Annotated in this window: 21 protein-coding genes; 11 read left to right on the forward strand and 10 right to left on the reverse strand. The window is 66.0% G+C overall.

Features of this window, described 5'->3' with window-relative positions; all coding sequences use genetic code 11:
- Window positions 1-16 precede the first annotated feature (16 nt).
- Entirely contained in the window at window positions 17-2,026 is a 2,010-nt protein-coding gene (locus V3596_RS20105) for a S9 family peptidase (protein ID WP_334279615.1), read from the forward strand.
- Window positions 2,027-2,089: 63 nt separating this feature from the next.
- Here the strand turns inward: V3596_RS20105 and V3596_RS20110 are convergent, their stop codons facing one another.
- The 3 genes from V3596_RS20110 to V3596_RS20120 form a co-directional block, all read right to left on the reverse strand.
- Complete coding sequence (locus V3596_RS20110; RefSeq protein WP_334279617.1) at window positions 2,090-2,761, reverse strand: hypothetical protein; 672 nt, start codon at window positions 2,759-2,761, stop codon at window positions 2,090-2,092.
- Window positions 2,761-3,435, reverse strand: coding sequence for an orotate phosphoribosyltransferase (pyrE, locus tag V3596_RS20115; protein ID WP_334279618.1), 675 nt, complete (start codon window positions 3,433-3,435; stop codon window positions 2,761-2,763). Before pyrE ends, V3596_RS20110 begins: the two co-directional genes overlap by 1 nt.
- Before the next feature lie 108 nt (window positions 3,436-3,543).
- On the reverse strand, window positions 3,544-5,778 hold the full coding sequence (locus V3596_RS20120; RefSeq protein WP_334279619.1) for a TonB-dependent receptor: 2,235 nt from the start codon (window positions 5,776-5,778) through the stop codon (window positions 3,544-3,546).
- Between the two features lie 162 nt (window positions 5,779-5,940).
- Between V3596_RS20120 and V3596_RS20125 the strand changes: the two genes are divergently transcribed.
- From V3596_RS20125 to V3596_RS20135, 3 genes are all read left to right on the forward strand, one after another.
- The gene (locus tag V3596_RS20125) at window positions 5,941-6,729 is read left to right on the forward strand and encodes an exodeoxyribonuclease III (RefSeq protein ID WP_334279620.1); all 789 of its coding nucleotides are present in this window, start codon (window positions 5,941-5,943) and stop codon (window positions 6,727-6,729) included.
- Window positions 6,730-6,747: 18 nt separating this feature from the next.
- On the forward strand, window positions 6,748-8,226 hold the full coding sequence (locus V3596_RS20130; protein WP_334279621.1) for a tetratricopeptide repeat-containing sulfotransferase family protein: 1,479 nt from the start codon (window positions 6,748-6,750) through the stop codon (window positions 8,224-8,226).
- Window positions 8,227-8,340: 114 nt separating this feature from the next.
- Window positions 8,341-9,495, forward strand: coding sequence for an NF038122 family metalloprotease (locus V3596_RS20135; RefSeq protein ID WP_334279622.1), 1,155 nt, complete (start codon window positions 8,341-8,343; stop codon window positions 9,493-9,495).
- A gap of 150 nt (window positions 9,496-9,645) precedes the next feature.
- Here V3596_RS20135 and V3596_RS20140 read toward each other — a convergent pair whose 3' ends face one another.
- On the reverse strand, window positions 9,646-10,770 hold the full coding sequence (locus V3596_RS20140; RefSeq protein WP_334279623.1) for an HD-GYP domain-containing protein: 1,125 nt from the start codon (window positions 10,768-10,770) through the stop codon (window positions 9,646-9,648).
- Window positions 10,771-10,891: 121 nt separating this feature from the next.
- Window positions 10,892-11,572 (reverse strand): TetR/AcrR family transcriptional regulator, encoded by a 681-nt coding sequence (locus V3596_RS20145; protein WP_334279624.1) that lies wholly within the window; start codon window positions 11,570-11,572, stop codon window positions 10,892-10,894.
- A gap of 103 nt (window positions 11,573-11,675) precedes the next feature.
- Between V3596_RS20145 and V3596_RS20150 the strand changes: the two genes are divergently transcribed.
- Together V3596_RS20150 and V3596_RS20155 are read left to right on the forward strand one after the other, a co-directional pair.
- A complete protein-coding gene (locus V3596_RS20150; protein WP_334279625.1) occupies window positions 11,676-12,134 on the forward strand; it encodes an ABA4-like family protein in 459 nt (152 codons plus the stop codon).
- A gap of 12 nt (window positions 12,135-12,146) precedes the next feature.
- On the forward strand, window positions 12,147-12,950 hold the full coding sequence (locus V3596_RS20155; protein ID WP_334279626.1) for a hypothetical protein: 804 nt from the start codon (window positions 12,147-12,149) through the stop codon (window positions 12,948-12,950).
- Here V3596_RS20155 and V3596_RS20160 read toward each other — a convergent pair.
- A complete protein-coding gene (locus V3596_RS20160; RefSeq protein ID WP_334279627.1) occupies window positions 12,905-13,381 on the reverse strand; it encodes a Cd(II)/Pb(II)-responsive transcriptional regulator in 477 nt (158 codons plus the stop codon). The two genes, V3596_RS20155 and V3596_RS20160, sit on opposite strands and share 46 nt — an antisense overlap.
- Window positions 13,382-13,478: 97 nt before the next feature.
- On the opposite strand from V3596_RS20160, the gene V3596_RS20165 reads away from it, so the two are divergent.
- Together V3596_RS20165 and V3596_RS20170 are read left to right on the forward strand one after the other, a co-directional pair.
- Window positions 13,479-14,117: a cation diffusion facilitator family transporter gene (locus tag V3596_RS20165; RefSeq protein WP_334279628.1), complete on the forward strand. Its 639-nt coding sequence runs from the start codon at window positions 13,479-13,481 to the stop codon at window positions 14,115-14,117.
- 186 nt (window positions 14,118-14,303) lie between these two features.
- Window positions 14,304-14,645 carry a LysR substrate-binding domain-containing protein gene (locus V3596_RS20170; RefSeq protein ID WP_334279736.1) on the forward strand — a complete coding sequence of 114 codons (342 nt, stop codon included), beginning with the start codon at window positions 14,304-14,306 and terminating at the stop codon, window positions 14,643-14,645.
- 14 nt (window positions 14,646-14,659) lie between these two features.
- On the opposite strand, the gene V3596_RS20175 is transcribed toward V3596_RS20170, so the two are convergent.
- Window positions 14,660-15,658 (reverse strand): glucokinase, encoded by a 999-nt coding sequence (locus V3596_RS20175; protein ID WP_334279629.1) that lies wholly within the window; start codon window positions 15,656-15,658, stop codon window positions 14,660-14,662.
- A 278-nt stretch (window positions 15,659-15,936) separates the two neighbouring features.
- Between V3596_RS20175 and V3596_RS20180 the strand changes: the two genes are divergently transcribed.
- The 3 genes from V3596_RS20180 to V3596_RS20190 are packed head-to-tail and all read left to right on the forward strand — an operon-like array spanning window position 15,937 to window position 19,461.
- Entirely contained in the window at window positions 15,937-17,277 is a 1,341-nt protein-coding gene (locus V3596_RS20180) for a glycoside hydrolase family 30 protein (protein WP_334279630.1), read from the forward strand.
- Complete coding sequence (locus V3596_RS20185; RefSeq protein ID WP_334279631.1) at window positions 17,274-18,539, forward strand: ABC transporter substrate-binding protein; 1,266 nt, start codon at window positions 17,274-17,276, stop codon at window positions 18,537-18,539. Before V3596_RS20180 ends, V3596_RS20185 begins: the two co-directional genes overlap by 4 nt.
- 28 nt (window positions 18,540-18,567) lie before the next feature.
- A complete protein-coding gene (locus V3596_RS20190) occupies window positions 18,568-19,461 on the forward strand; it encodes a glycoside hydrolase family 16 protein (RefSeq protein WP_334279632.1) in 894 nt (297 codons plus the stop codon).
- Window positions 19,462-19,483: 22 nt separating this feature from the next.
- On the opposite strand, the gene V3596_RS20195 is transcribed toward V3596_RS20190, so the two are convergent.
- The 3 genes from V3596_RS20195 to V3596_RS20205 form a co-directional block, all read right to left on the reverse strand.
- Window positions 19,484-20,290 carry a polysaccharide deacetylase family protein gene (locus V3596_RS20195; RefSeq protein ID WP_334279633.1) on the reverse strand — a complete coding sequence of 269 codons (807 nt, stop codon included), beginning with the start codon at window positions 20,288-20,290 and terminating at the stop codon, window positions 19,484-19,486.
- Window positions 20,291-20,296: 6 nt separating this feature from the next.
- Entirely contained in the window at window positions 20,297-21,802 is a 1,506-nt protein-coding gene (locus V3596_RS20200) for a tryptophan halogenase family protein (RefSeq protein ID WP_334279634.1), read from the reverse strand.
- Window positions 21,803-21,917: 115 nt separating this feature from the next.
- Entirely contained in the window at window positions 21,918-24,809 is a 2,892-nt protein-coding gene (locus V3596_RS20205; protein ID WP_334279635.1) for a TonB-dependent receptor, read from the reverse strand.
- Window positions 24,810-24,970: the final 161 nt, after the last annotated feature.

Genomic DNA, 24,970 nt, shown 5'->3' on the forward strand with positions numbered 1-24,970 from the left:
TGTACGGGAGTTCAAGATGCAACGATCACTGTCTTCCCTGCGCCTGGCGGCGCTGCTGCTGGCCTTGGCCGGCGCCGGCCTGGTCCAGGCCCAGGACAAGCCTGCTGCCGCCGTGCTCGCGCCCAATGCCAACCTGGTCGTCCAGGGCATTCCGGCCGTGCCCCAAAGCCTCGCCGATGCCGTCGCCGCCTATGCCGATTTCCGTGGCCATGGCTTTGTCAGCTGGCATCCGACCCAGCGCGAAATGCTGGTCTCGCACCGCAAGGCCGGCGCCAATACCAGCCAGCTCTATCGCCTTGCCAGCCCGATGGGCGAGCTGGAGCAGCTGACCGACTCGCAAGACCCGGTCGGCGGCGCCACCTACGAGCCCAAGCATGGCCGCTACATCGTGTTTGCCCGCGCCACCGGCGGCAATGAAGTGGCACAGCTCTACCGCCTGGACGGCAAGGGCAAGGAGCCGGTGCTGCTGACCGACCCCGACCAGCGCCATGCGCTGAACGGCTGGCTGCACAACAGCAGCCAGTTGCTCTTCACTTCGGTGCCGCTGGACCGCACCGCGCAGGGCGGTTCGCGCGCCCAGGTGATGACGCAGCTGTGGATCATGGACCCCGAGAAACCTGAAGCGAAGCGCAAGCTGACCGAGTTCCCCGGCGGTGGCTGGGGCGTGGGCTCGATCTCCTGGGACGACAAGCAGGTGGCGCTGACCGAGTACGTGTCGGCCGCCGAGTCGCGCATCTGGATCATGGACCTGGCCACCGGCGAGAAGCGCCAGGTCTTGCCGGCCGCCGGCCAGACCGAGCGCGCGAGCTATTCGCCAGCCGGTTTTACGCACGACAACAAGCAGCTGTTCATCACCACGACCAAGTTCAGCGAGTTCCGCGAGTTCGGCCGCATGACGCTGGCAGACGGCAAGCTGGAGCGCCTGGACAGCGGCCTGCCCTGGGACCTGAGCGGCGGCACCATCACCGAGGATGGCAAGACGCTGGCGCTGCAGTTCAATATCGATGGCCGCGACGAGCTGCGCTTCTTCGATGCCAAGAGCTTCAAGCCGCTGCCCGCGCCCAGGCTGCCGGCCGGCTCTGTGGGCAACGCGCGCTATGACAAGCAGCGCAACGAGCTGATGTTCTCGCTGGACAGCGCGCAAGGCCCGGGCCAGATCTTCTCGGTCGACAAGGCCGGCAAGGTTCAGCAATGGACCAAGGCCTACGCGCCACCCAGCATCGACACCGCCAAGTTCGGCGACCAGCAGATCGTGCGCTGGAAGAGCTTCGACGGCCGCCAGATCTCCGGCCTGATCAACCTGCCGCCGGCCGACAAATTCCCGGGCAAGCGCCCCGTGCTGATCAACATCCATGGCGGGCCGGAAGGCCAGTCGACGATGGGCTTCATCGGTCGCAACAACTACTTCGTGCAGGAGATGGGCATCGCCATGATCCAGCCGAACGTGCGCGGCTCGACCGGCTATGGCAAGACCTTCCTGGACCTGGACAACGGCTTCAAGCGCGAGGACTCGGTCAAGGACATCGGCGCGCTGCTGGACTGGATCGCCACGCAGCCCAACCTCGATGCCAGCCGCGTGATGGTGGTGGGCGGCAGCTACGGCGGCTACATGGTGCTGGCCGTGTCGACGAACTATGCGGAGCGCATCGTCGGCGCGATCGACATCGTCGGCATCTCGCACTTCGTCACTTTCCTGAACAACACCGAGAGCTACCGCCGCGACCTGCGTCGCGTCGAGTACGGTGATGAGCGCGACCCGGCGATGAAGGAGTTCCTCGACAAGATCTCGCCGCTGACCAATGCCGCCAAGATCAAGAAGCCGCTGTTCGTCGTCCAGGGCAAGAACGACCCGCGCGTGCCGTACACCGAGGCCGAGCAGATCGTGGCCAAGGTGCGTGAGCAGGGCACGCCGGTCTGGTACCTGCGCGCCGAGAACGAGGGCCATGGCTTCCAGCGCAAGGAAAACCAGGACTACCTGTTCTATTCGATGATCGGCTTCATGCAGCAGAACCTCTTGAAGCGCTGAGCGCAGCGTGCTTCAAGAGAAAAGGCCCGCTTGCAGCGGGCCTTCTTCTTGAGCCCCGCGGTCTCAGTTCGACGCGGCCGAGGCGGAAGGAATGCTGCCAAGCGGCGCGCCGGCCCACAGGCGCTTGAGACGCGCCAATTCCTGGTCGTAGAGCTTGTTGACGCGCACCAGCTCGGCCTTCTGGTTCTCGATCAGGACGCGCTGCGCTTCGGCCGCAGCGTCGTTGGCATCGAGCTGTTGCTTGAGCTTGGGCGGCAGGGGCTTGCCGACGTAGAACTCGGCCTCGTCGGTCAGCGGCTTGCGGTCGGTGGCCAGGTCCTGCAGCCGGCGCTCCGAGGTGCGCATGGCGGTTCTCACGTCGTCCAGCGCGGCGTCGCGGGCGCGCTTGTGTGCAGCCTCGTTGGGAAAGCGCAATTTTAGGTTGCGGTCACGCCGCACCGCGTCGGCCTGGGCCGAGCGCTCGACCGCCAGCTTGCGGTCCTGCTCTTCCTTGGCAGCCCGCTCTTCCAGCGAGAGCGTGGGTGGCAGCACACTGCGCAGCGAGCCGTCGGCATTGAGCACGCGCTGCTCGCGGGTCATGCATTCAGCAATCGGGCGGTCGCCGGTCAGCTTGCGGCCGTCTGGCGTGGTGCAGGTGTAGATGGCCTTGCCACCCCCGGCGGGCGCCTGCGCATGGGCGCAGGGCAGCGCAACAGCGAGGGCGACCAGCGGCAGGAGAGCGGGCAAATGGCGCATCAGACCCCGTAGCGTTGGCGGTAGGCCAGCACGGCCGCGGCATGCGACTGCACAGCCGGGTTGCTGGTATTGCGGAGATAGTCGAGCAGGTCGGCCAGGGCGGCGATGGCCACCACCGGCAGGTTCAGGTTCTTGGTGACGTATTGCACGGCGCTCCACTCCATGTCGACGCCGTTCTCGGCCGCCTTTTCCTGGCGGTCCAGCGCGATGGTCACGCCGCAGGGCGTGGCGCCAGCGGCGGAGATCATGGCGATGGACTCGCGCACCGAGGTGCCGGCCGAGATCACGTCGTCGATGATGAGAACGCGGCCCGCCACCTTGGCGCCGACAAGCGTGCCGCCTTCGCCGTGGTCCTTGGCTTCCTTGCGGTTGTAGGCAAAGGGTTTGTTGTGGCCGAGGCGCGCCAGCTCGATGGACACGGCTGCCGCCAGCGTGATGCCCTTGTAGGCGGGGCCGAAGATCATGTCGAACTGCAGACCCGAGGCCAGCAGCGTCTTCGCATAGAACTCGGCCAGGCGGGCCAGCTTGGCGCCGTCGTCGAACAGGCCGGCATTGAAGAAGTAGGGGCTCAGGCGGCCGGCCTTGGTCTTGAACTCGCCGAAACGCAGCACGCCGGCGTCCACCGCGAAGGCGACAAATTCCTGGGCGAGCGAGGCGGAGGCGGCAGCAGTCATTGCAAGGCGGGCACGAATGGGGTCGGCGCATTGTAGGCAGAAGGCCGGGCCGCAGAAAAAAAGCCCGCCCCGGCGGGGGCGGGCCAATTCAGCGGGCGGAACCCGGGCTCAGAACAGCGCCTTGAACTGCACGCCGTAGCTCCGCGGCTCGTTGATGAAGCCCGTCAGGTTGTTGAAGGCGATCGCTCCGTTGACCACGACCTTGTTCGTGATGTTGCGGCCGAAGGCGGCGACTTCATACTTGCCGTTGTCCCAGTTGTAGCCGACGCGCAGCCCGCCTTCGAGCAGCGGCTTGCCGACGAATTCGACCGATCGCATCAGGAAGAAGTTGATCTTGGAGCGATAGGCCCAGTCGGTATAGACGAAGTACTCGCTGCCGTCCGACATCGGGATGCTGTAGCGGGCGGTCACGTTGGCAATCCACTTGGGCGCGTTGGGCATCGGGTTGTTGTAGAGGCTGTAGCGGCCCTGCGAGTCCGCCGTGCCGATGGGCACGGCACCGCTGCCGGCCCGCACGTCGTACAGGCTGGCATCCTTCAGCTTCGTGTCGTTGTAGCTGGCGCCCAGGGTGAGCATCAGCTGATCGGTGGGCAGCAGGTCCAGGTTCACCTCGAAGCCCTGGCCCGTGGCCTTGCTGGCATTCAGCAGCGTGTTGGTGTTGCTGGTCGAACCCACGGCGGTCAGCTGCTGGTCCTTGACGCGGTACGAGAACGCGCTGGCCGACAGGCGGGCGCGCCGCTCCCAGAAGTCGCTCTTGACACCGAATTCCATGGACAGCACGTTCTCCGGACGGGCCTGACTTTGCGGACCGAAGGCACTGGCCGGATAAATCGAAGCGGCGCGGAAGCCGGTGGCAGCGCGGGCGTACAGATTGGTCTGCTTGTCCAGGGCATATGTGCCTGACAGGTCCCAGTTGACCTTGTTGTCATCGGTCTTTGCACTGGTGCCGGCCGTGGCGTTCACCGCGCCGGCCAGGATCGCGAGCGACTTCTTGTCCTGCGTGTAGCGCAGGCCGGCTCGCAGCTTGAAGTCGGCCGTCACGTCGTAGTTGACCGAGCCGAACACGGCATAGGCCCGGTTGGTCTGGCTCGTCAGGACGCGACCGTCGGGCAGCGGCACGAAGTAGTCGATCTGGTCCATCGTGTAGCGCTCGTCGAACAGGTACACGCCGCCCTGCCAGCGCAGCGGGCCGCGACCGTTGGACTCGAGACGGAACTCCTGGGTCAGCTGGCGGTGGTCCGTCAGCGCATCAGATGTCTCGACCGGGAAAAACACGTCGCCTTCCTTGGCATAGGGCGGCAACTGGAAGTTCGGGCCCAGGTGCACGTTGTAGCCACCGTCCACATCGGCGCGGCTGAACGGCTGGACGGTCTCGATGGCGCTGATCGAATGCAGCGTCACGTCGCCCAGATTGAGCTTGAGCTTGATGCTGCCGCCGGTGGCATGCAGGCGTTGCTCGTTCTTGCCGTCGATATACATCTTGGCGGGATCAAAGCCGTCCACCAGCTCATTCGTGCCGGGCTTGATGATGCTGGCACGGAACATGCGCGGGCTGCCATCGAGCTCGCGGTTGTGGATGTTGAACAGGACGCTGAAATCCTTGCTGGGCGCATAGAGCGCCTGGATGCGCACGGCGCGGTCGTCAAAACCTTCGGTTTCAGGCGTGACGGCATTGGGTACCTGGTTCTTGACCCAGTTGTCGCGGTGCTGAACCTGGGCCGAAATGCGCGCCGCCCAATCGCCCCCCAGGGGCAGATTGAATGCGCCTTCGACGCTGGTGCTGCCATGCGAACCATAAGACGCGCTGAGATAGCCATCCTGCTTCTTGGAGGGCAGGACCGAGTCGAACTTGACCACGCCGGCAGGCGTGTTGCGCCCAAACAGCGTCCCCTGCGGGCCGGCCACCACCTCGACCGCGCGCAGGTCGAAGACCGGGAAGCCCTTCAGGATGGGGTTTTCCTGCACCACGTCGTCGTAGATCAGCGAGACCGGCTGCGACGCATTCAGGCGGAAGTCGGTGTTGCCGTAGCCGCGAATGTAGAAGCGCGGGAAGGCGCGGCCATAGGACGATTCGATGTTCAGGCTGGGCACGCGGCCGGACAGGAAGCGCAGGTCCTCCCCGCCAGAGGCCAGCACTTCCAGCTTCTCGCCGCTGAGCGTCGAGACAGCATTGGGCACGTCCTTGATGTTCTCGACCCGGCGCTCGGCGGTGATCACCACGGTCTCGAGCTGGTTTTTCTCGGCCGGTTTTGCCTCCTGGGCCAGGGCGGCAGAGAGAGGCCAGGCCGTCAGGGCCAGGCCGATGGCCAAGTTCAGTGCTTGAGGCTTGCGGGGATGCTGCATGAGGTACTCCTTGGGGATACAAACGAAACCCGACGAATCTAGCGCTTGCGCTCTGGTCTCGTCACCTCGGAAGGCCGGCTGTTTCAAGCGCTGTGCCGGTCGCGCAACAGGGGCTGGACAGCGCTGCCACAATGCGCGCGCAGCAACGCTTGAGTCGCACCGATGAAACTGATCACCGCCAACCTGAACGGCATCCGCTCTGCCTCGACCAAGGGCTTCTTCGACTGGGCCCCGTCCCAGCGGGCCGACGCCATTGGCGTGCAAGAGGTCAAGGCCCAGGCCGATGTGGTCGACGGCCAGTTCGACAGCATCGGCAAGCTGCAGGGCCACTTCCATTACGCCGAGAAGAAGGGCTACTCGGGTGTGGGCCTGTACACCAGTGACGAGCCCAGCGAGCTGATCATCGGCTTCGGCTCGCCCGAGTTCGACGCCGAAGGGCGCTGGGTCGAGAAGCGCTTCGACAAGCCCGGCCGCAAGCTCAGCCTCATCTCCTGCTACTTCCCCAGCGGCAGCAGCGGCGAGGACCGCCAGCAAGCCAAGTTCCGCTTTCTGGCCCTGATGTACCCGCACCTGATGGCCCTGAAGGCTGAGCGCGAGTTCATCCTCGTCGGCGACATCAACATCGCCCACCAGCAGGCCGACCTGAAGAACTGGCGCAGCAATCAGAAGAACTCCGGCTTCCTGCCCGAGGAGCGCGCCTGGCTGACCCAGCTGTTCGGCGAGGGGGGCCTGGTGGACGTCTATCGCCAGCTGGAGCCCGACACGACGGACGATTGCTACACCTGGTGGAGCAACCGCGGCCAGGCCTACGCGAACAACGTGGGCTGGCGGCTGGACTACCACTTCGCCACGCCCGCGCTCGCCGCCCTTGCCAAGCGCTGCGCGATCTACAAGGAGCAGAAGTTCAGCGACCATGCGCCGCTGACGATCGATTACGACTTCAAGCTCTGAACAGCAAAAAAGAACTGAATGGCAACCTCCCCCTGGACGCCCCTGCTGGAAGAGCTCAAGCGCGCGCTCGCGGCTCATGATCGCGCTTCGACCAACGCTGCCGTACAGAAGCTGCTGGACCAGCGCGCGCCGCTCGGCCAGCAGTGGCGCTCGGTCTGCGAGCTGATGCGCATCAGCGGCGAGTACACGCTGGCCCATCGCGCCATGGACAGCTTTATCGCAGCCGTCGGCAGCTCGCCGCAGGCGCTCTATTCCAAGGTGGTGCTGTTGACCCAGACCGGGCGCATGCGCGAGGCCTACGACTGCATCGCCAAGCTTCCGGCCGACGTGCCCGACCGCGCAGGCCATGCCTATGTGCTGGGCAATGTCGCAATGACCTTGGGCCGCGTCGAAGAGGCGCGAGAACGGCTCGAGACTGCCGTCAAGTACCGCCCGGGTTGGGGCCCCGCATGGCTGACGCTGGTTTCCGCGGTCAACCTTGCCAATGATCCGCTGGGCGAGCAGTTGCTGGCCGACGGACCAGCGGCTGAGAAGCAGGGTCCGGCCGACCTGGCCCGCTATTTCTATGCCTTGGGCAAGCTGCATGTCGACCGCAAGGACCCGGACGCGGCCTTCGCCGCCTACGACCGCGGTGCCAAGCTCCTGAAACAGGAGACGCCCTACAGCCGCACCGGCAACAAGAACATTGCCACGTCGGCAATGAGCGGCTATCCCGACGGCATGATCGAAAGGTTCAATGCCCGGAAGCAGCGCAACACCAGCCGACCGATCTTCGTCACCGGCCTGCCGCGCTCGGGCACAACGCTGATCGAGCACATCCTGGCCAGCCACAGCGAGGTGGCCGACGGCGCCGAGCTGAACATCGTTCAGCATCTGGCGGTACAGGCGGGCGGCGTTTCCGGTGAAGCGCTGGAGAGCTACTTTGCCAAGGGTGGCTCGCCCGATGCACTGGCCCAGCTCTATCTGCATCTGCTGGAGGAACGCTTTGGCCCGAACGGACGCATCGTCGACAAGACCATCGACGCCGGCCGATTCTTCGGCCTGGTAGCCACGGCGCTGCCGGATGCGCCGCTGATCTGGATGCGCCGCGACCCGCTGGACAGCGCCTGGTCCTGCCTGCGCACCTTCTTCATCCATGGCGTCGGCTGGAGCTACGACCTGGCCGACATCGCCCACCATTTCCAGATCGAGGATGCCTTGCTGGCCTTCTGGAAGGCCCGCCTGGGCGAGCGCCTGCTGGTGGTGCCCTATGCAGAGTTCGTCGAAGCGCCGGAAACCTGGACCCGGACCTTGCTTGCACATTGCGGGCTGGAGGAAGAGTCGGCCGTACACCGCTCGCACACGACGGATCGGGTGGTGCTGACAGCCAGCGCCTTGCAGGTGCGCAAGCCCATCAACCGTGATGGCCTGAACGTCGCGGCGCCCTATAGAAGGCACCTGCAACCCTTTGTCGATCTCTACTATGGCGAGGGTCAGGTCGTGCCTGGCACCCGCTAGAAAGCGGTAAATCCCTATCCTGGTTTTCCTGCCCCGCGAACACGGGGGAGCATGCGCACCGCACAAATGTGCGCGCTGCTAATCTGTCCTCCTGCCCAAACCAGGATGAACGTCATGCGTCTGAAAGCCATCAAATCCGCCCTCGCCACCGCTGCGGCGCTCACCGCCACCTGCGCCAGCGCCACCACGATCAACTTGGTCGACCTGGGCGGCGTGACCGGCTCGGTCGCCGAGAAGGACTTCAAGCTCGCGGCCCAGTTCTGGGGCAACATGTTCACCAACTCCGCGACGATCAACCTGGGCGTGAAGTTCGGTACGTTGGGTGCCGGCATCATCGGTTCGACCGGCAGCACCCGCCAGGACCTCAGCGTTGCCACCTGGGAGTCGCTGGTCAACGCGACCAAGAGCAGCTCCTACATCGACCAGAATGCCATCCTGCCGACCCTCACGACCGGCGGTGTCAGCGGCATCACCCAGGGCACGGTCAGTGCAGCCAACCAGAACAACAGCGCCTTGACCTCGCAGTTGCTGGACGGCACCCAAACAGCTTCGCGGGTGCTGTATGCCAACACCTCGCTGATCAAGGCGCTCGGCGGTTCGGTGGCGGACCCAACCGCCCTTGACGGTTCGGTGACCTTCAGCAGCGCCTTCGCCTTCGACTACGACCCGTATGACGGCATCACCGCCGGCACCATGGACTTCCTGGGCGTGGCGATCCATGAAATCGGCCATGCACTCGGCTTTGTTTCCGGTGTCGACCTCTTTGACGTCTACAGCTATGGAGCTGGCCCTGGCCGCGGCTTGCTGGGCTACGACCTGAACGACACGTCGATCTTCAGCGCGTTGGACATGTTCCGCTACAGCGCTCCCGGCACGCTGGACTTCCACACCGGCGGCACCAAGTACTTCTCGATCGACGGCGGCGCCACAGCCCTGTTCGGCAACACCATGTCCACCGGCCGGTACAACGGCGACGGCAAGCAAGCTTCGCACTTCAAGGACACGGTCGGCTGCACCGGCCAGCTGGGCATCATGGACCCGACCTTCTGCTACGGCCAGATGGGCGAAGTGACGGGCCTGGATATGGCAGCCTTCGACGCCATGGGCTGGAACCTCAGCGTCAACGCGATGACCATGGGCACCCTGAGAACCGCCGACATCTACGTGCCCGAACCCGCCACCTACGCACTGATGTTCGCGGCCCTTGGCATGATGGGCGCCGTCACCCGCAAGCGCAAATCAGCGCAGGGCAGCAGCGACAAGGCCTGAGGCCTGCCGCGCCGGCACCGCTCGGCGCAGCTCTGCTGACAGCCTCGAAAGGCCCGCATCGCGCGGGCCTTTTCCATTGTGGCTTGGCCTGGCTTCGGCTCCGGCAGCAGCCGCCTGGAAGTGCCGCGCCCGCTGCGTTGACCGCCGGCTTCAGCCCGCGCCAATGAGGCTGGCGATCTTCTCGTCGGTCAGCCGCATCGGCAGTGCCTGCAGCGGCAGGAGCGCGGCCACCGCATAGGCATCGCGGGCGCAGTCGCGCAGGAGCGGGCTCATGCGCGGCTCGCCCATCGCATCGGTCAGCGTGGCCACCTGGGGGCAATGTGCCTTGTCGCCATTGCGCACCACGAGGCCGATCTCGCCCGACGCCAGGCGCACGATGCTGCCGGGCGGAAAGATGCCGAATGACTTGATCAAGGCTGCCGCCAAGGGGCTGGCAGCAGCCATCTGGTGCAGCTCGCGGCCGGCCTGCATGGCACTCATGGCCGGCCGGTTGGCACGGCTGCTCAGGCGAGCGGTGTAGATATCGGCATAGCGCAAGAGCTCGGCCAGCGGTTCGACCTCCCTGAGCTTGTGCGGATAGCCCGAACCATCGGGCAGCTCATGGTGCTGCCGGATGGCGACCAGCCAATCCTGGTCATCGATGCCGGCCTCGGCCAGCATCTCGGCACTGCGCAGCGGATGCTCGTTGATCGCCTCGCGCTGCATTGCGGTCAGCGGCGAGACCTGCGTGGCCAGCTTGGCCTGCAGGTCGAGCATGCCGACGTTCATCGTCAGGGCGGCCTGGAAGGCGCGGCGCTGCTCGGTCGGGCTCCAGCCCAGCAGCCGCGCTGCGGCATGGCAGGCGGTGGCCGCCTGGATGGAGTGGCGCACGCCGTAGTGGCCTTCGCTCTGGCGCACGATCTGCGACAAGGCCACCTCGGGCGAAGCGTCGATCAGTGAAAGCAGGAGGTCGGTGCTGCCATGGACCGCAGCCGCCATCTGCGCAGGTGCGGCGCCCAGGGCCAGGCGCACATCATGGCCGACCCGCTCCCACTCGGCAGGCAAGCGGGCCAGGCGCTGTTCGGGGTCCAGACGGCGGGTTGGCTGGATGGCTGCGGCGAGCTCCTCCACCTCGACCACGGCGCCTCTCTTGAGCAGGGCCTCGAGCTGTTCATCGTCGGCGATGACCTGGCCACGGGCCAGCAGCAGCAAGCGGCCGGCATCGCGCACGCTGAATGCCAGCGGCTGACCGAGCACGATGCGTTCCCTGACGGAGATGAGTGAGCAGACGCGCATTGACAGCGTTAATGCGGCACGGCTGCCGGCAGATTGCGACCGGGCGGACTCTAACCGCAGCATTCGCGCGCCACTCGGCAATGAGCGCCGCATCCCTCTTTTGGCGGGCGCTATGCGCGCACTATTTCGCGGGCGAAGGCTTGCGGCGGGGCGCGGGGCGCAGCGCCTGGAGCTGCAACTCCAGCATGCCGGCCAGTGTCGCCCTCAGGCTGGCTGCCCGTTCGCTGGCCGGCAGCAGGTCGTCGAACTGCCCGGCCAGCGCCAGATGGGCAAAGCCATGCACGACCGACCAAACCATCAGCAAGGCCTGGAACTGCTGCGGCGACAGGTTGGCGCCCGCGGGCAGGCCATACAGACGACGCATGCCATCCTCCAGCACGCCGAAGGCTGCCCGGCCGCTGCGCTCCAGGGCTTCGTCCTTGTAGCCTTCGCAGCGGAACATCAGCCCGAAGCGGCCGGGATGCTGGAGCGCGAAATCCACATAGCCCAGGCCCTGCTCGCGCAGCTGCGCCACCGGGTCCGGGCCACCGCGCTGGTCGCCCGCCTTCAGTGCCGCGCTCAGGCCATCGAAGGCCAGGGTCGCCACGGCGACCAGCAGCCCCTGTGCATCGCCGAAATGATGGGCCGGCGCCGCCGGCGACACGCCCGAGCGGCGCGCCACCTCGCGCAGCGAGAAGCCCTCGAGCCCACGCTCGGCCAGCACGGTCTCGGCGGCGGCGATCAGCGCCTCGCGCAAGGCACCGTGGTGATAGGCGTCGCGCGGCGCCTGCGTGGCCTGGCGAGAGGGTTCGGGCTTGCTCATGGAAGGGCACTCGACTTTTGAAACTTGACAGCGTTCAGATCATAGGCGAAGATCTATCTGAACATTGTTTAGATCTCGATCCACAACACCCGAGGAACTCGGCATGCCCCCACTTCCGATCACTCCCGACGCGCTGTTCTCCGCCGGCAGCGCCCTGGCCATGTCCGGCTGGCTGGCCCTGGCGCTGTCGCCCGCGGGCAGGCCTTGGGCACCGGCCGTGCGCCGCTATGCCGGGCGCGTCGTGCCGCTGCTGCTGGCGGTGGCCTATGTAGCGCTGTTCGCCAGCAATGGCATGGGCGACGGCGGCTACGACTCGATGGCTGCCGTGCAGCGCCTGCTGGCCCAGCCCGCCTTGCTGGTGGCCGGTTGGCTGCATTACCTGGCTTTCGACCTGTTTGTCGGCAGCTGGATCGCCGAGCATGCGGGCGCCTTGGGCCTGCCGCACTGGCTGGTGCTGCCCTTGCTGGCGCTGACCTTCCTGTTCGGCCCGGCCGGGCTGCTGGCATTCGCCCTGTTGCGCAAGTTCTGGCGTCAGCGCCCGGCACAGGCGATGGCTCTTTGAGGAACAAGGCACATGAACCACAAGCTCAATCCATCGATCATGCAAGCGGCTGGCCTGGCGGAGTCCTCGGCCATCTCGAGCCTCTGGCAGGAGTTGCTGCACCGCGAGCGACGCCTGGCCCTCTTCGGTGCGCTGCTGCTCGCCCTCATCCTGCCGATGGCCATCGCCTGGGGCCTGGACGATCGCATGCTGCGCGGCGCCAACATCTGGATCAAACCGATCAAGTTCGCCCTCTCGATTGCCCTGCTGGCCTTCACCACCGCCTGGTTCGTCGGTCATCTGCCAGCGGCAAGCCGCCAGGGCCTGGCGGTGCGCCGCATCGTCTGGCTGCTGATCGCCAGCGGCGGCTTCGAGTTCGTCTACATCACCCTGCAGGCGGCGCTGGGGCAGGCCTCGCACTACAACGTTGGCGACCTCTGGCACGGCGTGATGTACACACTGATGGGCCTGGGCGCGCTCTTGCTGACAGCCACCCAGCCGATGCTGGCCTGGCAGCTCTGGCGCCACCCGGACTCGCAGCAGGCGCCAGTGCATCGACTGGCCATGCTGCTCGGCCTGCTGCTGACCTTTGTGTTCGGCGCCGGTGTGGGCATCCTGCTTGGCAATCAACAGCCACCAAGCGGCGGCGCCAGCCTGCCACTGCTGGGCTGGGCCCTGGGCGGCGGCGACTTGCGACCGGCGCACTTCCTGGGCATCCATGCCGAGCAATTGCTGCCGCTGGCAGCCCTGGCCCTGCCCAGGCGCGGCTGGCTGATCGGCTTCACGGCGATCTACAGCCTGGCCTTTCTAGCCTTGCTGATCCGGGGGCTCGCCTGAAGCGGCGGTTCATGGCAAGCGCAAGCTTCGCCATGCGCGGCAGCGACCAGCTCTTCCAGCACGCCACAGCCATGGTGGGCATGGTCTGAATCGCAGCGGGCCTTCAAGGCGGCCAGCTGCCTTTCAAGCGCCTTCATGCTGGCCAGGCGGGCGCGCACCTTGGCCAACTGCGCATCGACGAGGCCGTCCACGGCCGCCAGCGTCTGTGCGGCACCGTCATCGAGTGCGGCCAGCAGCAGCCCGACGTCGGCCAGGCTCATGTCCAGGGCCCGGCAGTGCCTGATGAAGGCCAGGCGCTCGAGTTGCGGCTGGCCATAGTCGCGGTAGCCATTGGCTTCGCGCGTCGGCGCCTGCAGCAGGCCGCTCTTCTCGTAGAAGCGGATAGTTTCGATGTCGACGCCGGTGGCCTGGCTCAGTTCGCCTATGCGCATGGATGCACTCCTGCAGGGTCTGGTCAGTATCGCTTGACTCTGGAGTTGCTACAGGCTTTCCAATGCCGACATTCGCAACGAAGCAAAGCCAGGAACCATGAGCGACGCCTGCTCCCACGATCACGACCATGGTCATCATCACGCCCACCTCTCAGTCGCCGACTCGCCGCGCTACAGGCGCGTGCTCTGGGCGGCCTTGGTAATCAACCTGGCAATGTTCTTCGTCGAGCTGCTGGGCGGATGGAGTTCGCGCTCGGTCTCGCTGCTGGCCGACTCGGTGGACTTCTTTGGCGACGCGGCCAACTACGGCATCGCACTGGCGGTGATGGGCTTGTCCCTGCGTTGGCGCGCCGGCTCGGCGCTGATCAAGGGGCTCAGCATGGGTGCATTCGGCCTCTTCGTGCTGGGCCGCGCGGCCTGGTCGTTCTGGCAGGGCGACGTGCCGGAGCCTCTCACCATGGGCGTGATCGGCACGTTGGCGCTGATGGCCAACCTCGCCGTGGCCTGGATGCTCTACGCCTGGCGCGAGGGCGACGCCAACATGCGCTCGGTATGGCTGTGCACGCGCAACGACGCCATCGGCAACTTGGTCGTGATGGCTGCGGCGCTGGGCGTGTTCGGCACTGGCAGCGCCTGGCCCGACCTGGCGGTGGCTGGCGTGATGGCGCTGCTGGCCCTCAGCGCGGCGCGTTCGGTGATTGGCCAGGCGCGCGCTGAGCTGGACGAGGCCTGGTAAGGGCCGGCGCTCAACTTTCAGGATGGTGGAGGCGCCATTCCTGCGTCCGACCGCCATGGCCATGGGCGGCGGCGCGCACATCGTTCACGTGGACATGGCTCTCGGTGGCAAGGGCATGGTCGGTGTCGGCCCTTCACGGGGCGCTGTTCGGCACCGGGGCAGGGCCTGCGCGACGCTGCAGCGGAGCTGGCCAATCACCGCCTGATCGGCAACACCGCCAGTCCCATCCTCAACCAATGGCAGCTCGGCAGCGGCCGAGAAGCCCGCGAGCTGAGCGTGCGCGGCCACACGCGCGCAGACAACAGTGGCGTGGTGCTCTCATTGGTGCAGCACGGCGCGGGCATCGGCCGCCTCATCAGCATCGTGGCGGATCCGCTGGCAGCGGCGGGCGCATTGGTGCGGGTGCTGCCCGAGTTGGCCGCCCAGGCAGCGATGCCGGTCTATGCGGTGATGCTGCAGGAGCGTCACCGCCTGCCAGAGCTGCGCGCCTGCATCGAGCACTGGGCCGAGTGGGTGGCACGCGTCTGAGCAGCTGACACGCGTCAGTGGTCGGGGCAGCGGTAGCGCTCGATCTCCAGGGCCCGCGAGGCGCCGATCAAGGCCGGCGAGACCGCCGCATTGATCAGGAGGCAAGGGATCTGCGCCAGGTAGCTCTGGAAGCGGCCCTTGCCCTCGAAGCGCTCGCGAAATCGCGAGGCCCACAGCTCGGGCAAGAGGCGCGGCGCAATGCCGCCGCCGATATAGACACCACCGCGCGCGCCCAGCGTCAAGGCCACATTGCCAGCGAAACTGCCGAGGAAACGGCAGAACAGGTCGATGGCTTCCTCGCAATGCGGGTCACCGGCCTGGCGCGCCTTTTCAACGATCTCGGACGGATCCAGATGCGAGCCCACCTGCGCTGACAGCGCCGTCACCGCCTCATAGAGATTCACCAGGCCGGGTCCGGACAGCACGCGTTCGGCCGAAACATGACCAAAGCGCTTGCGCAGGTGCTCGATCACGGCGGCCTCGCGCTCATCGTTGGCCGCCAGCGTGCTGTGCCCGCCTTCGCCAGCCACCGGCAGATAGCCACCGCCAGGCGCCGGCAGAAGCCCTGAGACCCCAAGGCCAGTGCCCGGCCCGAGCACCGCCATCGCCTCACCCGTACTGGCCACACCGCCGCCGATGGGCAAGAGGTCCTGCGGGCCCAGCGCGGGCAGCGACAGCGCCAATGCGGTGAAGTCGTTCACCACCGCCAGCTGCTCGACGGCGAGCTCGCGCTTGAGTTGCGAGATCGAGAATGACCAGTGATGGTTGGTCATCTTCACCTCATCGCCGGTGACCGGATTGGCGATGCCGATGCCGCAGGCGCGCGGACCTTCTTGCTTGCCATGCTCGCTGAGATAACTCTGAATCGCAGCGGCCAGGGAACCATGATCGGCACAGCGGTAGCGGGCGATGTCGGTGAGCGGCGCACCGGGGCTGCTGGCCCAGGCCAATCGGGCATTGGTGCCGCCGATGTCGCCGAGAAGGCGCGGATAGGTCTGCTGAGCTTGAAGCATGGATGGTCCGGTTCGAATGCTGCTGGCATAGTATTGAAAGCGCTTTCACGAATCAAGCGCTGATTTACCCGAAGCGCTTGCTGCTTGATGGATACGCCATTGACCGCGACTCGTCGAGCCACTATTCTCGCGCCACGAAAGCGCTTTCATAGATCGGGAAAATTCGACATGGAGCGCCCTGTTCAAGCATCTCGCGGACAGAACTCGCGAGCAACCTCTATCGCATGACTCAAGCAGCCGCTTCTTCAACAGCCCTTCTCCAATGGTTTCTCACTGCCATGGCGAGCGACGGCGCCGCGGCCCAGCGGCTCGCACCGCAGCATGAACTCCCTCTGCAGCCGGCCGCTGCACTGATGGCCAGCCCCGAGGCCGCTGGCCTGTCGCGGCTGATGGTCAACAGCGAGCGGCGCTTCCAGCGCATCGAGGGTTTCGGCGGCGCCTTCACCGAATCGGCAGCAAGCGTCTGGCAGCAGTTGCCGCCGGCTGAAGCCGATGCACTGCTGCGGGCGTACTTCGACAGCGCCGCCGGCCACGGCTACTCCTTGTGCCGGGTGCACATGAACAGCTGCGACTTCTCGCTGGGCAACTATGCGCATGCCGAGGTGCCGGGCGACGAAGCGCTGCTGCACTTCAACATCGACCGCGACCGCAGGGCGCTACTGCCGATGATCAAGGCGGCGCAGGCGGTGGCCAACCAGCCCATCCAGCTGCTGGTCTCGCCCTGGAGCCCGCCGCCCTGGATGAAGAGCAATGGCGAGATGAACAACGGCGGCAAGCTGCTGCCTCGGTACGCCAGCGCCTGGGCCCAGTGCTATGTGCGCTTCATCCAGGCCTACGAGGCCGAAGGCGTGCCGGTCTGGGGCGTCACGGTGCAGAACGAACCCGAGGCCGTGCAACGCTGGGATTCCTGCATCTACACAGCCGAGGAAGAGCGCGATTTCGTACGCGACCATCTGGGCCCGGCATTGCATGCCGCGGGCCTGGCGCGCGTGCGCATCATCATCTGGGATCACAACCGCGACCAGATGGTGCAGCGCGCCGATACGGTCTACGCCGACCCAGATGCCTCGCGCTATGTCTGGGGCTGCGGCTTCCACTGGTATGGCGAAGATCACTTCGACCATGTGCAGCTGGTGCACGACGCCTGGCCCGACAAGCAACTGCTGTTCACCGAAGGCTGCCAGGAAGGCGGACCGCATGTCGGCTCCCATGTGCCGGCCGAGCGCTACGCCCGCAACATCATCAACGACCTGAACCGCTGGACCGTCGGCTGGATCGACTGGAACCTGCTGCTCGATGAAACCGGCGGCCCCAACCATGTCGGCAATCTTTGCAGCGCACCCATGTTGGCGGACCGGGCAAGCGGTGACTTGATGCCGCAGAGCTCCTTCGACTATCTCGGCCATTTCGCCCGCTTCATCAAGCCTGGCGCCGAGCGCGTGCTGTGCGCGGCAAGCAAGCAGGACCTTGAGTGCACGGCCGCCGTGAACCCCAATGGTCGCGTGGCGCTGGTGGTGCTCAATCGCAGCGAGGTCGCGCACCGGTTTGTCCTGTGCGTGGATGGGCAAGCCTGCCTGGCCGAGCTGCCGCCACGCGCCATCGCCACGTTCCTGCGATGACAAGCGACTCGTCGATCAGCCGCCGCGCGCTGCTGGCCAGTGCCCTGCCACTCGCAGCGTCAGCCCATGCCAGCGAGGGGCAGACGCTGACCATCGCGGCCTTTCCGCTGGTCGACGAGATCGTCCGCGCTGCCATCCCCGCGTGGCAGAAGCGGCATCCCGAGGTGGAGCTGCGCATCCTGAGCCGCCAGTACAGCGACCATCACACGGCGATGACCACGGCCTTGTCCACTGCCGTGGCGCTGCCCGATGTGATGGCGCTCGAGTCCAGCTTCGTCGGCCGCTTCGCGCAGGGCGGCGGGCTGGAAGATCTGCGGCAGGCACCCTACGGCGTGGAGCGCTTCCGCGAACGCCTGGTGCCCTTTGCCTACGACCAGGCCATCGCCCGCAACGGCGCCGTGGTGGCGATGCCGGCGGACATCGGCCCCGGCACCTTGATCTACCGCCACGACATCCTCGCCAAGGCCGGTGTGCAGGAGGCCGAGCTGACCGGCAAGTGGGAAGACTATGTCGCGGCTGGCGCGCGCATCAAGGCCCGCACCGGCGCCTACCTGATCGCGCATGTGCAGGAGATCAAGGACATCATCATCCGCGGCGGCCTGAACGCGGGCGAAGGCCTGTACTTCGACACGCAATCGCGTGTGCTGGTGAACTCGCCACGCTTCGAGCGCGCTTTCGAGATCGCGCTGCTCGCCCGCAGGCAGGGCCTCGATGCGCGCGTCTCGGCCTGGTCGAACGACTGGGCAGAAGGCTTCAAGCGCGGGCGCCTGGCCACTGAGCTCTCGGGTGCATGGGTCGTGGGCCAGCTCAACAGCTTCATCGCACCCAGCACCAGCGGCCTGTGGCGCGCGGCACCCTTGCCCGAGAACGGCGCGGCGGCCTATGGCGGCGCCTTCTACGCGATGCCGCGCCGCGCGGCGCCCGAACGCAAGGCGCTGGCCTGGGAGTTCATGCAGCTGATGACGCTGGACCCTCGCTTGCAATTGCAGGCCTTCAAGGACTACGACGCATTCCCCGCGCTGCTGTCCACGCATGAGGACCCCTTCTTCGACCAGCCGCTGCCCTTTCTCGGCGGCCAGCGGGCACGCCAGCTCTGGCGCGAGGCGGCACGGCGCATCACGGCCTTGCCGGTGCACAAGCAGAACCAGTTCGCCGAAGAGGTGGTGCAGACCGAGCTCGACAAGGTCCTGCTCCGCGACAAGCCGATACGCGCGGCGCTGGCCGATGCAGAACAGCTGCTGCAGCGAAGAGCGCTGCGCTGAGAACACAATCAACTGGAGACAAGAAGACATGAACTCGAGAATTTCCCAACGCTGGCGCTGGGCGCCCCTGCTCGCAGCCTTGAGCCTGTGCGCCTGTGGTGGCGCAGGCGGTGCTTCGGGCGGGTCAACGCCAGCACCGACGCCCACACCCACGCCCACGCCGCCCGGCGACACCCTGGGCATTCCGGCGGGCTATCAATTGGTCTGGTCCGACGAGTTCGATGTCGCCGGCCTGCCTGACACGAGCAAGTGGGCCTACGACGTCGGCATGAACAAGCAGGGCTGGCACAACAACGAGAAGCAGTACTACAGCGGCCCGCGCGCGCAGAACGCCGAGCAGCGCGGCGGCAACCTGGTCATTACTGCGCGCAAGGAGCAGATGAGCTCCGCCGCGGATTGGGGCGGCCAGAGCTACACCTCGACACGCCTGATCACCGCCGGCAAGGCCGACTGGACTTACGGCTATTTCGAGATCCGCGCCAAGCTGCCCTGCGGCAAGGGCACCTGGCCGGCGATCTGGATGCTGGGCAGCACCGGCGGCTGGCCGGCCGGCGGCGAGCTGGACATCATGGAGCAGGTCGGCAGCAACCCGACCCGCGTCTTCTCGACCACGCACACCACCTCGGGCAGCGGCGGCAATGGCTCGGGCGCAGCCACGGTGGTGGCCGACCCCTGCACGGCTTTCCATACCTACCAGATGGAGTGGAACGCACAGCAGATCCGCTTCGGCATCGATGGCAAGAGCCACTTCACCTACAAGAACGCCGGCACGGGCAAGGCGCAGTGGCCGTTCGACGCGCCGCAGTTCCTGATCCTCAACATCGCCATCGGCGGCGACCTGGGCGGGCCCATCGACGATGCGATCTTCCCGGTGACCATGGAGGTCGACTACGTGCGGGTGTACCAGGCGCCCAAGCAGTGATGAACCAGCGCGGCGGCTGCCTTCAGCGGCCGCGCTGCGCTTTCACGTGGCGCATGATGTTGACGAAGCTGTCGACCCAGAAGCGCTCGGGATGGCGCGCCAGATGGCGCAGCAAGGCTTCGTGCGCCTGCTTCGAGACGCTCAGGTGATCACCCCCGACGCCATGGAAAGTCAGGCTCACCATGGTGCCACGCGCGGCGGCCTGCTCCACCAACGCAATCAGCTGCTCCCCGCTGGCCGCGGCCGGGTCTGCCGTCTCCACGTCTTCAGGATCGAGGGTCGCCATGTCCTGGACCACTCCGCCGCCGCGCGACTTGATACCGACAAAGACGCCACGCACCAAGGGCAGGTAGGGCTGACCTGCAGCGAGCAGGTCGCCACAAGGCACGGTGAAGGTGCGCTCGCTGCGGCCATCAATCGCCTGCAGGAAAACATTGGCCAGCAGCAGCTCTTCCCGCTGCGCTGCGGGGCTGATCTTGTCCAGATCGTGGTGCAGCGGCACCCAGTCACGCCCCGGCCCGCTGCGCGAGCAGGGGTGGTAGAGCGTGTGGTTGCCGAGCTCGTGGCCGCGCGCGGCGGCGGTCCGCCACTCGGGCAGGCGCTTGGCCACGGCCTCACTCGCCATCGTCAGGTAGAACGTGGCCTTCAGCCCATGGGCGTCGAGTGCCGGCAGGGCATGGTCTAGCTGGGAATTCAGTGCGTCGTCATAGGACAGGCTGACGGCCGCCTTCGCGCCTTTCGGCCAAGTGAAGGGCTTGCCTGAATCAGCCGCGGCGGGCTGCGCGGCCAGCGTCGCTGCGATGAAGAGCCCGAGGCAGCCGGAGCGCATCACGCCTCAATCCAGCGTGGCCGCGCAATGCCTGGCAATGAACTCGGCATGAGCCGGCATCGCATTCGCGCACTTGGCGACCACCTGGCGCACATTGTTCACATGCGCCAGTACTTCTTCTTCAGACGGCTGATCGGCAAACGGGTGGTGGCCACGCGGCATCAGGCCCTGGCCGACCATCACCTGGATCCAGCTTGTCTCCACAAACAGTTCCACGCCATCACGGTAGGTGCGGCCGTTGGCGGCGAACAGGTCCATCTTGCGCTGCAGGCCCTCCGGAATTTCCATCGTCCGGCAGTAGTTCCAGAACGGCGAATCGTCGCGGCGTGTCAGCTTGTAGTGCAGGATCAGGAAGTCGCGGATGCGCTCGAACTCGACGCTGGTCAGGGCGTTGTATTCGGCGATGTCCGCCGGCTCGAAACCCTGGCGCGGGAAGAAGTCGAGGATGCGCGCCACCGACATGTGGATCAGGTGGATGCTGGTCGACTCCAGAGGCTCCAGGAAGCCGCTGGACAAGCCCACGGCCACGCAGTTGCGGTCCCAGAATTTCTTCGCGCGGCCGGTGCGGAACGAGAGATGGCGCGGCGCGGCGGTGGCGGCCCCATCCAGGTTGTTCATCAGAATGGACTCGGCCTCTTGCTTGTCCATGTACTGGCTGCTGTAGACATGGCCATTGCCGATGCGGTGCTGCAGCGGGATGCGCCATTGCCAGCCCGCCGAATGCGCGGTGGAGCGCGTCATCGGCAAGAGTGGCGCGACCGATTCGCAGGGGACGGCGATGGCCCGGTCGCAAGGCAGCCACTGCGACCAGTCCTCGTAGCCGACCTGCAAGGACTGCTGGATCAGGAGGCCCCGCATGCCGGAGCAGTCGATGAAGAAGTCGCCGGCGACCCGCTCGCCGCTCTCCATCACCACCGCCTCGATGAAGCCATCGGCGTCGCGCAGCAGCACCTGCTGCACCTTGCCCTCGAGGCGCCTGACACCGCGCTGCTCGGCAAAGCCGCGCAGGAACTTGGCGTACAGGCCCGCATCGAAGTGATAGGCATGAGCAATGTCGCCCAGCGGCGAGCCGGCCATGTCGGCACGTGCCCGCATGAACTTGGCCTGGCGCGGTGCCACTGTGTTGATTGAGTATTCGCCGAGCGGCTCGGCCCGGCCCGCCTGGGCCGCACGCAACCAGAAGTGATAGAAGGGCAGCGCCTCGTCGGCGCCGCCGATCTTGCCGAAGCCGTGGATGTAGCGCTCACCGACCGCGCCCCAGTTCACGAACTCAATGCCCAGCTTGAAGCTGCCACGCGTCGCGCGCAGGAATTCGTCTTCGTCGATGCCCAGCGCCCGGTTGTACTCGGTGAGGTTCGGAATCGAGGCCTCGCCGACACCGATGATGCCGATCTCGTCGGACTCGATCAGCCGGATCGAATAGGTCGGGCCCAGCGCCTTGGCAAATGCAGCGGCCGTCATCCAGCCAGCCGTGCCGCCGCCGACGATGACGATGTTGCGGATGGTGTTCATGGACTTGATTCTCCGAGCTAAAAGAAAGGCCGGGCTGCTGATAAACCATCAGCAACACCGGCCAAGAGGAGACATTCATGGCCTGGCCGCCCGCACGCGACCAGGCTCCACCCCGTCAGAACTTGTAATTGACGCCCAGCAAGGTGGTGCGGCCGTAGTAGCGGATGTAGTTCGGCAGCAGCTGCGAAGCATCCGGCGCGTTGGCGCCCACCGACTTGCGATTCATCGTCGGCTTGTCACCCACATTGCCCATCTGCAGGAGGATGGACAGGCCCTTGTAGGCGCCCTCCTCGAACGCATAACCGAGCTGAATGTCGACCACCTTGTCGGCCGCCTGTTGCAGGGTCGTGTTGTTCAGGAAGATGTCGCGGGTCGTGGCCGTGAACGGCGAGCGGTAGCGCTGGCTGATACGGGCCGAGATGCCGTGGTCCTCATAGTAGAAGGTCACGCTGTTGGAGCGGCCGGAGAGGCCGTTCAGCGGCACATTGCGCTCGGTGCTGACCGTCGGGTCCGGGTTCTGGTCCTTGATCGAGCTGCTCAGCTTGGAGCCGCTGAACACGAGGCCGAAGCCGCTCAGGCTTGGGTGCAGCAGGCTGCCTTCCAGCGACGTGGCGAACTCGATGCCCTCGACCTTGCCGCCTGTACCGTTGAGCGGCTGGATCATCGGGGCGATGAGCTTGGGCGTCACGCCGACGGGCGGTGTGGACGGGAAGCCCACGGTGCTGACCGCTGTCAGCTGGTTGTAGATGTAGCTGAGCAGGTTCTTGCGGAAGGCTGCCATCGACACATAGCTGCGCTTGCCGAAGTAGCGCTCGACCGAGAGGTCGATGCCCGCTGCACGCCAGGGCTTCAGGGCCGGGTTGCCGGCATAAGCCGTTGTCCATTCGCCAGCATGCGGCGTACCGGCCGGGTCAAGCAGCACCGTCGGCGTGCTGGTGCCGGCGCGCATGTCGACGATGTTCGGGCGCACGATGGTCGTGGCCAGGCCGAAGCGGGCAATCCAGTTGTTCTTGAAGTCGAATACCAGGTTCAGGCTGGGCAGCGTGTCGGTGTAGCTGGTGCCGCCGGTGCGCTTGAACAGGAGCTTGGGATCGGGCTTCTCGTCTTCGCCGCGGTATTCCCAGCCCTGCGAATCCTGCTTGGCATGGACGACCTGCAGGCCGACATTGCCGCGCATGGAGATGCCGGCGAATTCGCTGTCGATGTCGAACTTGGCAAAGCCGGTGCTGACCTTCTCGTTGACGTTCGAGTTGTTGGCCACCCACTTGCTGAACTGCCCCTCTTCCAGGGTCACCGTGCCGCTGGCGACCAGTGCGGGCACATCAACGCGCAGCAACTGCGGAATGCCCGCCCAGCTCATGTCGAAGGGCGCGCGGACCACCGAGTTCGGTATCGTGCGGATGTAGTTGCCGCCCGAGTCCTTGGACATCAGGATGCGGTCTTCGTTCTTGGCCACGTCCTTGCCGCGCTGCGTGAAGTTGACGCCGCCGGTGAAGCCGCTGAAGAAGCCGTCCATCTCGCGCTTGAGCGCGAGGCGGATCGTCTTGATCTCGTCCTTGATTTCCGGATGGCGGATCGCGCCGATCCAGGCCTCGTTGGGCACCCAGTCCATGCCGGCCACGTCGCCGAAGGCGAGGTTGGCGGGGTTGGACAGATAGCCCGCCTGCACCGGCGTGAAGGTCTGCGGGTCGCCGTTGGTCGGCACGTTCCAGTTGTACGCGCCGAAGGTCCACTGCTTGCTGCCGTGGTTGTACGGGCCGCCGTAGGCCTCGACATAGCGCTCGTTGCGCTTGTCACGCGAGTAGCTCAGATCGGCCACGCCCTTCCACTTGTCGGCCAGCTTCAGCTCGGTGTTCCAGCCGACTGCGACGATGTCGTCGGTACGGCGGGTGTCCATATTGCCGATGTTGGCAACCAGCTGCGACGTGGTGGCGCTGGTGGCGTAGGTGTTCTGGCCGATCTGCGTGGTGCCGACATTGGACAGCGCAGGCGCGATGCCGGCCGACCAATTGCCGAACAGGCTCTGCGCAAACTTGCCGCCCACCTCATGCGTCTTGAACTTCGAGTAGTAGAGGTCCAGCTGGTTGTGCATGTCCTCGTTGGGCTTGTGCTCCAAGACGATCATCAGGCCGTCGCGCACGTTCTTCTTGGTTGCCGTGGTGGCGGTCCAGAACATCGGCAGCATGGCCTGGCCGGTGCCCACCTTGGAAGCCACATTGCCGGACAGCGGCAGGCCGAAGGGCGTGTAGTCGCCGTATTCGACCAGCTCGGTCTGCTTGGTCTGCGATGGCGAATCCAGGCGTGCAAAGCCGACCGCCAGGCCAATCGTGTTGTTGGCGAACTGGTCGACATAGGAGAAGCTGAAGCGCTTGCCGGTCTCGCTGGTCACGCCGGGCACCATGGTGCCGTTGGAGTTGCGTTCGCCGCGCAGGTTCACCGCCATCTGGCGGCCGCGCAGGTTCAGCGGGCTCAGGGTGCGGATGTCCACGGTGCCCGAGAGCCCCTGGCCGATCAGGCCGGCATCAGGCGTCTTGTAGACCGTGGCGGAGCCGGCCAGTTCAGACGGGAACTGGTCGAACTCGACCGCCCGGCTGTCATTGGAGCTGACCATCTCGCGGCCGTTCAGGAGCACGCCGGAGAACTCGGGCGACAGGCCGCGGATCGAGATCACGTTGACCCGGCCGTCCGGGCCCCGCTGGCCGGTCAGGCCGGGCAGGCGCGCCAGCGATTCGGCGATGCTGGCGTCGGGCAGCTTGCCCAGGTCTTCCGCCGAGATGACTTCGATGATGGAGTCGGACGTGCGCTTCTGCGCCACGGACGACTCGATGCTGCGACGGATACCCGTCACCACCACGGTTTCGATCTGCTTGACTTCGGGCGTCGTCGAGCTGGCCTGCTGGGCCTCGGCCGGCGCGGCCGCAATGAAAAGCAGGGCACAGGCGGCAGCCACGGGCTGGCGCTGCAAGCTGCGGCCATGCCGCAGGCGGTGATGGTGAGCGGGTTTCATATGTCTCCTTATCGTTTGATCAACTTGCTGGCTCTTGGTCCGTCTCTGGCGGTCGGACCGGTCATTCGCTAGGCAGGTATCAGCAGGGTGCAGCTTCGGTCGGCTGCATCATGAAAGCGCTTTCACAATTTAGCTGTTACGGACACCGAACTCATACTGAT

The sequence above is a fragment of the Roseateles microcysteis genome (assembly GCF_036880965.1).
In the GTDB taxonomy this organism is placed as follows: Bacteria; Pseudomonadota; Gammaproteobacteria; order Burkholderiales; family Burkholderiaceae_C; genus JAUASW01.

What these genes read in the sequence shown, in the direction of transcription:
- V3596_RS20105 (WP_334279615.1), top strand. Translation starts at nt 17, where the DNA reads ATGCAACGATCACTGTCTTCCCTGCGCCTGGCGGCGCTGCTGCTGGCC.
- V3596_RS20110 (WP_334279617.1), bottom strand. Translation starts at nt 2,761, where the DNA reads ATGCGCCATTTGCCCGCTCTCCTGCCGCTGGTCGCCCTCGCTGTTGCG.
- pyrE (WP_334279618.1), bottom strand. Translation starts at nt 3,435, where the DNA reads ATGACTGCTGCCGCCTCCGCCTCGCTCGCCCAGGAATTTGTCGCCTTC.
- V3596_RS20120 (WP_334279619.1), bottom strand. Translation starts at nt 5,778, where the DNA reads ATGCAGCATCCCCGCAAGCCTCAAGCACTGAACTTGGCCATCGGCCTG.
- V3596_RS20125 (WP_334279620.1), top strand. Translation starts at nt 5,941, where the DNA reads ATGAAACTGATCACCGCCAACCTGAACGGCATCCGCTCTGCCTCGACC.
- V3596_RS20130 (WP_334279621.1), top strand. Translation starts at nt 6,748, where the DNA reads ATGGCAACCTCCCCCTGGACGCCCCTGCTGGAAGAGCTCAAGCGCGCG.
- V3596_RS20135 (WP_334279622.1), top strand. Translation starts at nt 8,341, where the DNA reads ATGCGTCTGAAAGCCATCAAATCCGCCCTCGCCACCGCTGCGGCGCTC.
- V3596_RS20140 (WP_334279623.1), bottom strand. Translation starts at nt 10,770, where the DNA reads ATGCGCGTCTGCTCACTCATCTCCGTCAGGGAACGCATCGTGCTCGGT.
- V3596_RS20145 (WP_334279624.1), bottom strand. Translation starts at nt 11,572, where the DNA reads ATGAGCAAGCCCGAACCCTCTCGCCAGGCCACGCAGGCGCCGCGCGAC.
- V3596_RS20150 (WP_334279625.1), top strand. Translation starts at nt 11,676, where the DNA reads ATGCCCCCACTTCCGATCACTCCCGACGCGCTGTTCTCCGCCGGCAGC.
- V3596_RS20155 (WP_334279626.1), top strand. Translation starts at nt 12,147, where the DNA reads ATGAACCACAAGCTCAATCCATCGATCATGCAAGCGGCTGGCCTGGCG.
- V3596_RS20160 (WP_334279627.1), bottom strand. Translation starts at nt 13,381, where the DNA reads ATGCGCATAGGCGAACTGAGCCAGGCCACCGGCGTCGACATCGAAACT.
- V3596_RS20165 (WP_334279628.1), top strand. Translation starts at nt 13,479, where the DNA reads ATGAGCGACGCCTGCTCCCACGATCACGACCATGGTCATCATCACGCC.
- V3596_RS20175 (WP_334279629.1), bottom strand. Translation starts at nt 15,658, where the DNA reads ATGCTTCAAGCTCAGCAGACCTATCCGCGCCTTCTCGGCGACATCGGC.
- V3596_RS20180 (WP_334279630.1), top strand. Translation starts at nt 15,937, where the DNA reads ATGGCGAGCGACGGCGCCGCGGCCCAGCGGCTCGCACCGCAGCATGAA.
- V3596_RS20185 (WP_334279631.1), top strand. Translation starts at nt 17,274, where the DNA reads ATGACAAGCGACTCGTCGATCAGCCGCCGCGCGCTGCTGGCCAGTGCC.
- V3596_RS20190 (WP_334279632.1), top strand. Translation starts at nt 18,568, where the DNA reads ATGAACTCGAGAATTTCCCAACGCTGGCGCTGGGCGCCCCTGCTCGCA.
- V3596_RS20195 (WP_334279633.1), bottom strand. Translation starts at nt 20,290, where the DNA reads ATGCGCTCCGGCTGCCTCGGGCTCTTCATCGCAGCGACGCTGGCCGCG.
- V3596_RS20200 (WP_334279634.1), bottom strand. Translation starts at nt 21,802, where the DNA reads ATGAACACCATCCGCAACATCGTCATCGTCGGCGGCGGCACGGCTGGC.
- V3596_RS20205 (WP_334279635.1), bottom strand. Translation starts at nt 24,809, where the DNA reads ATGAAACCCGCTCACCATCACCGCCTGCGGCATGGCCGCAGCTTGCAG.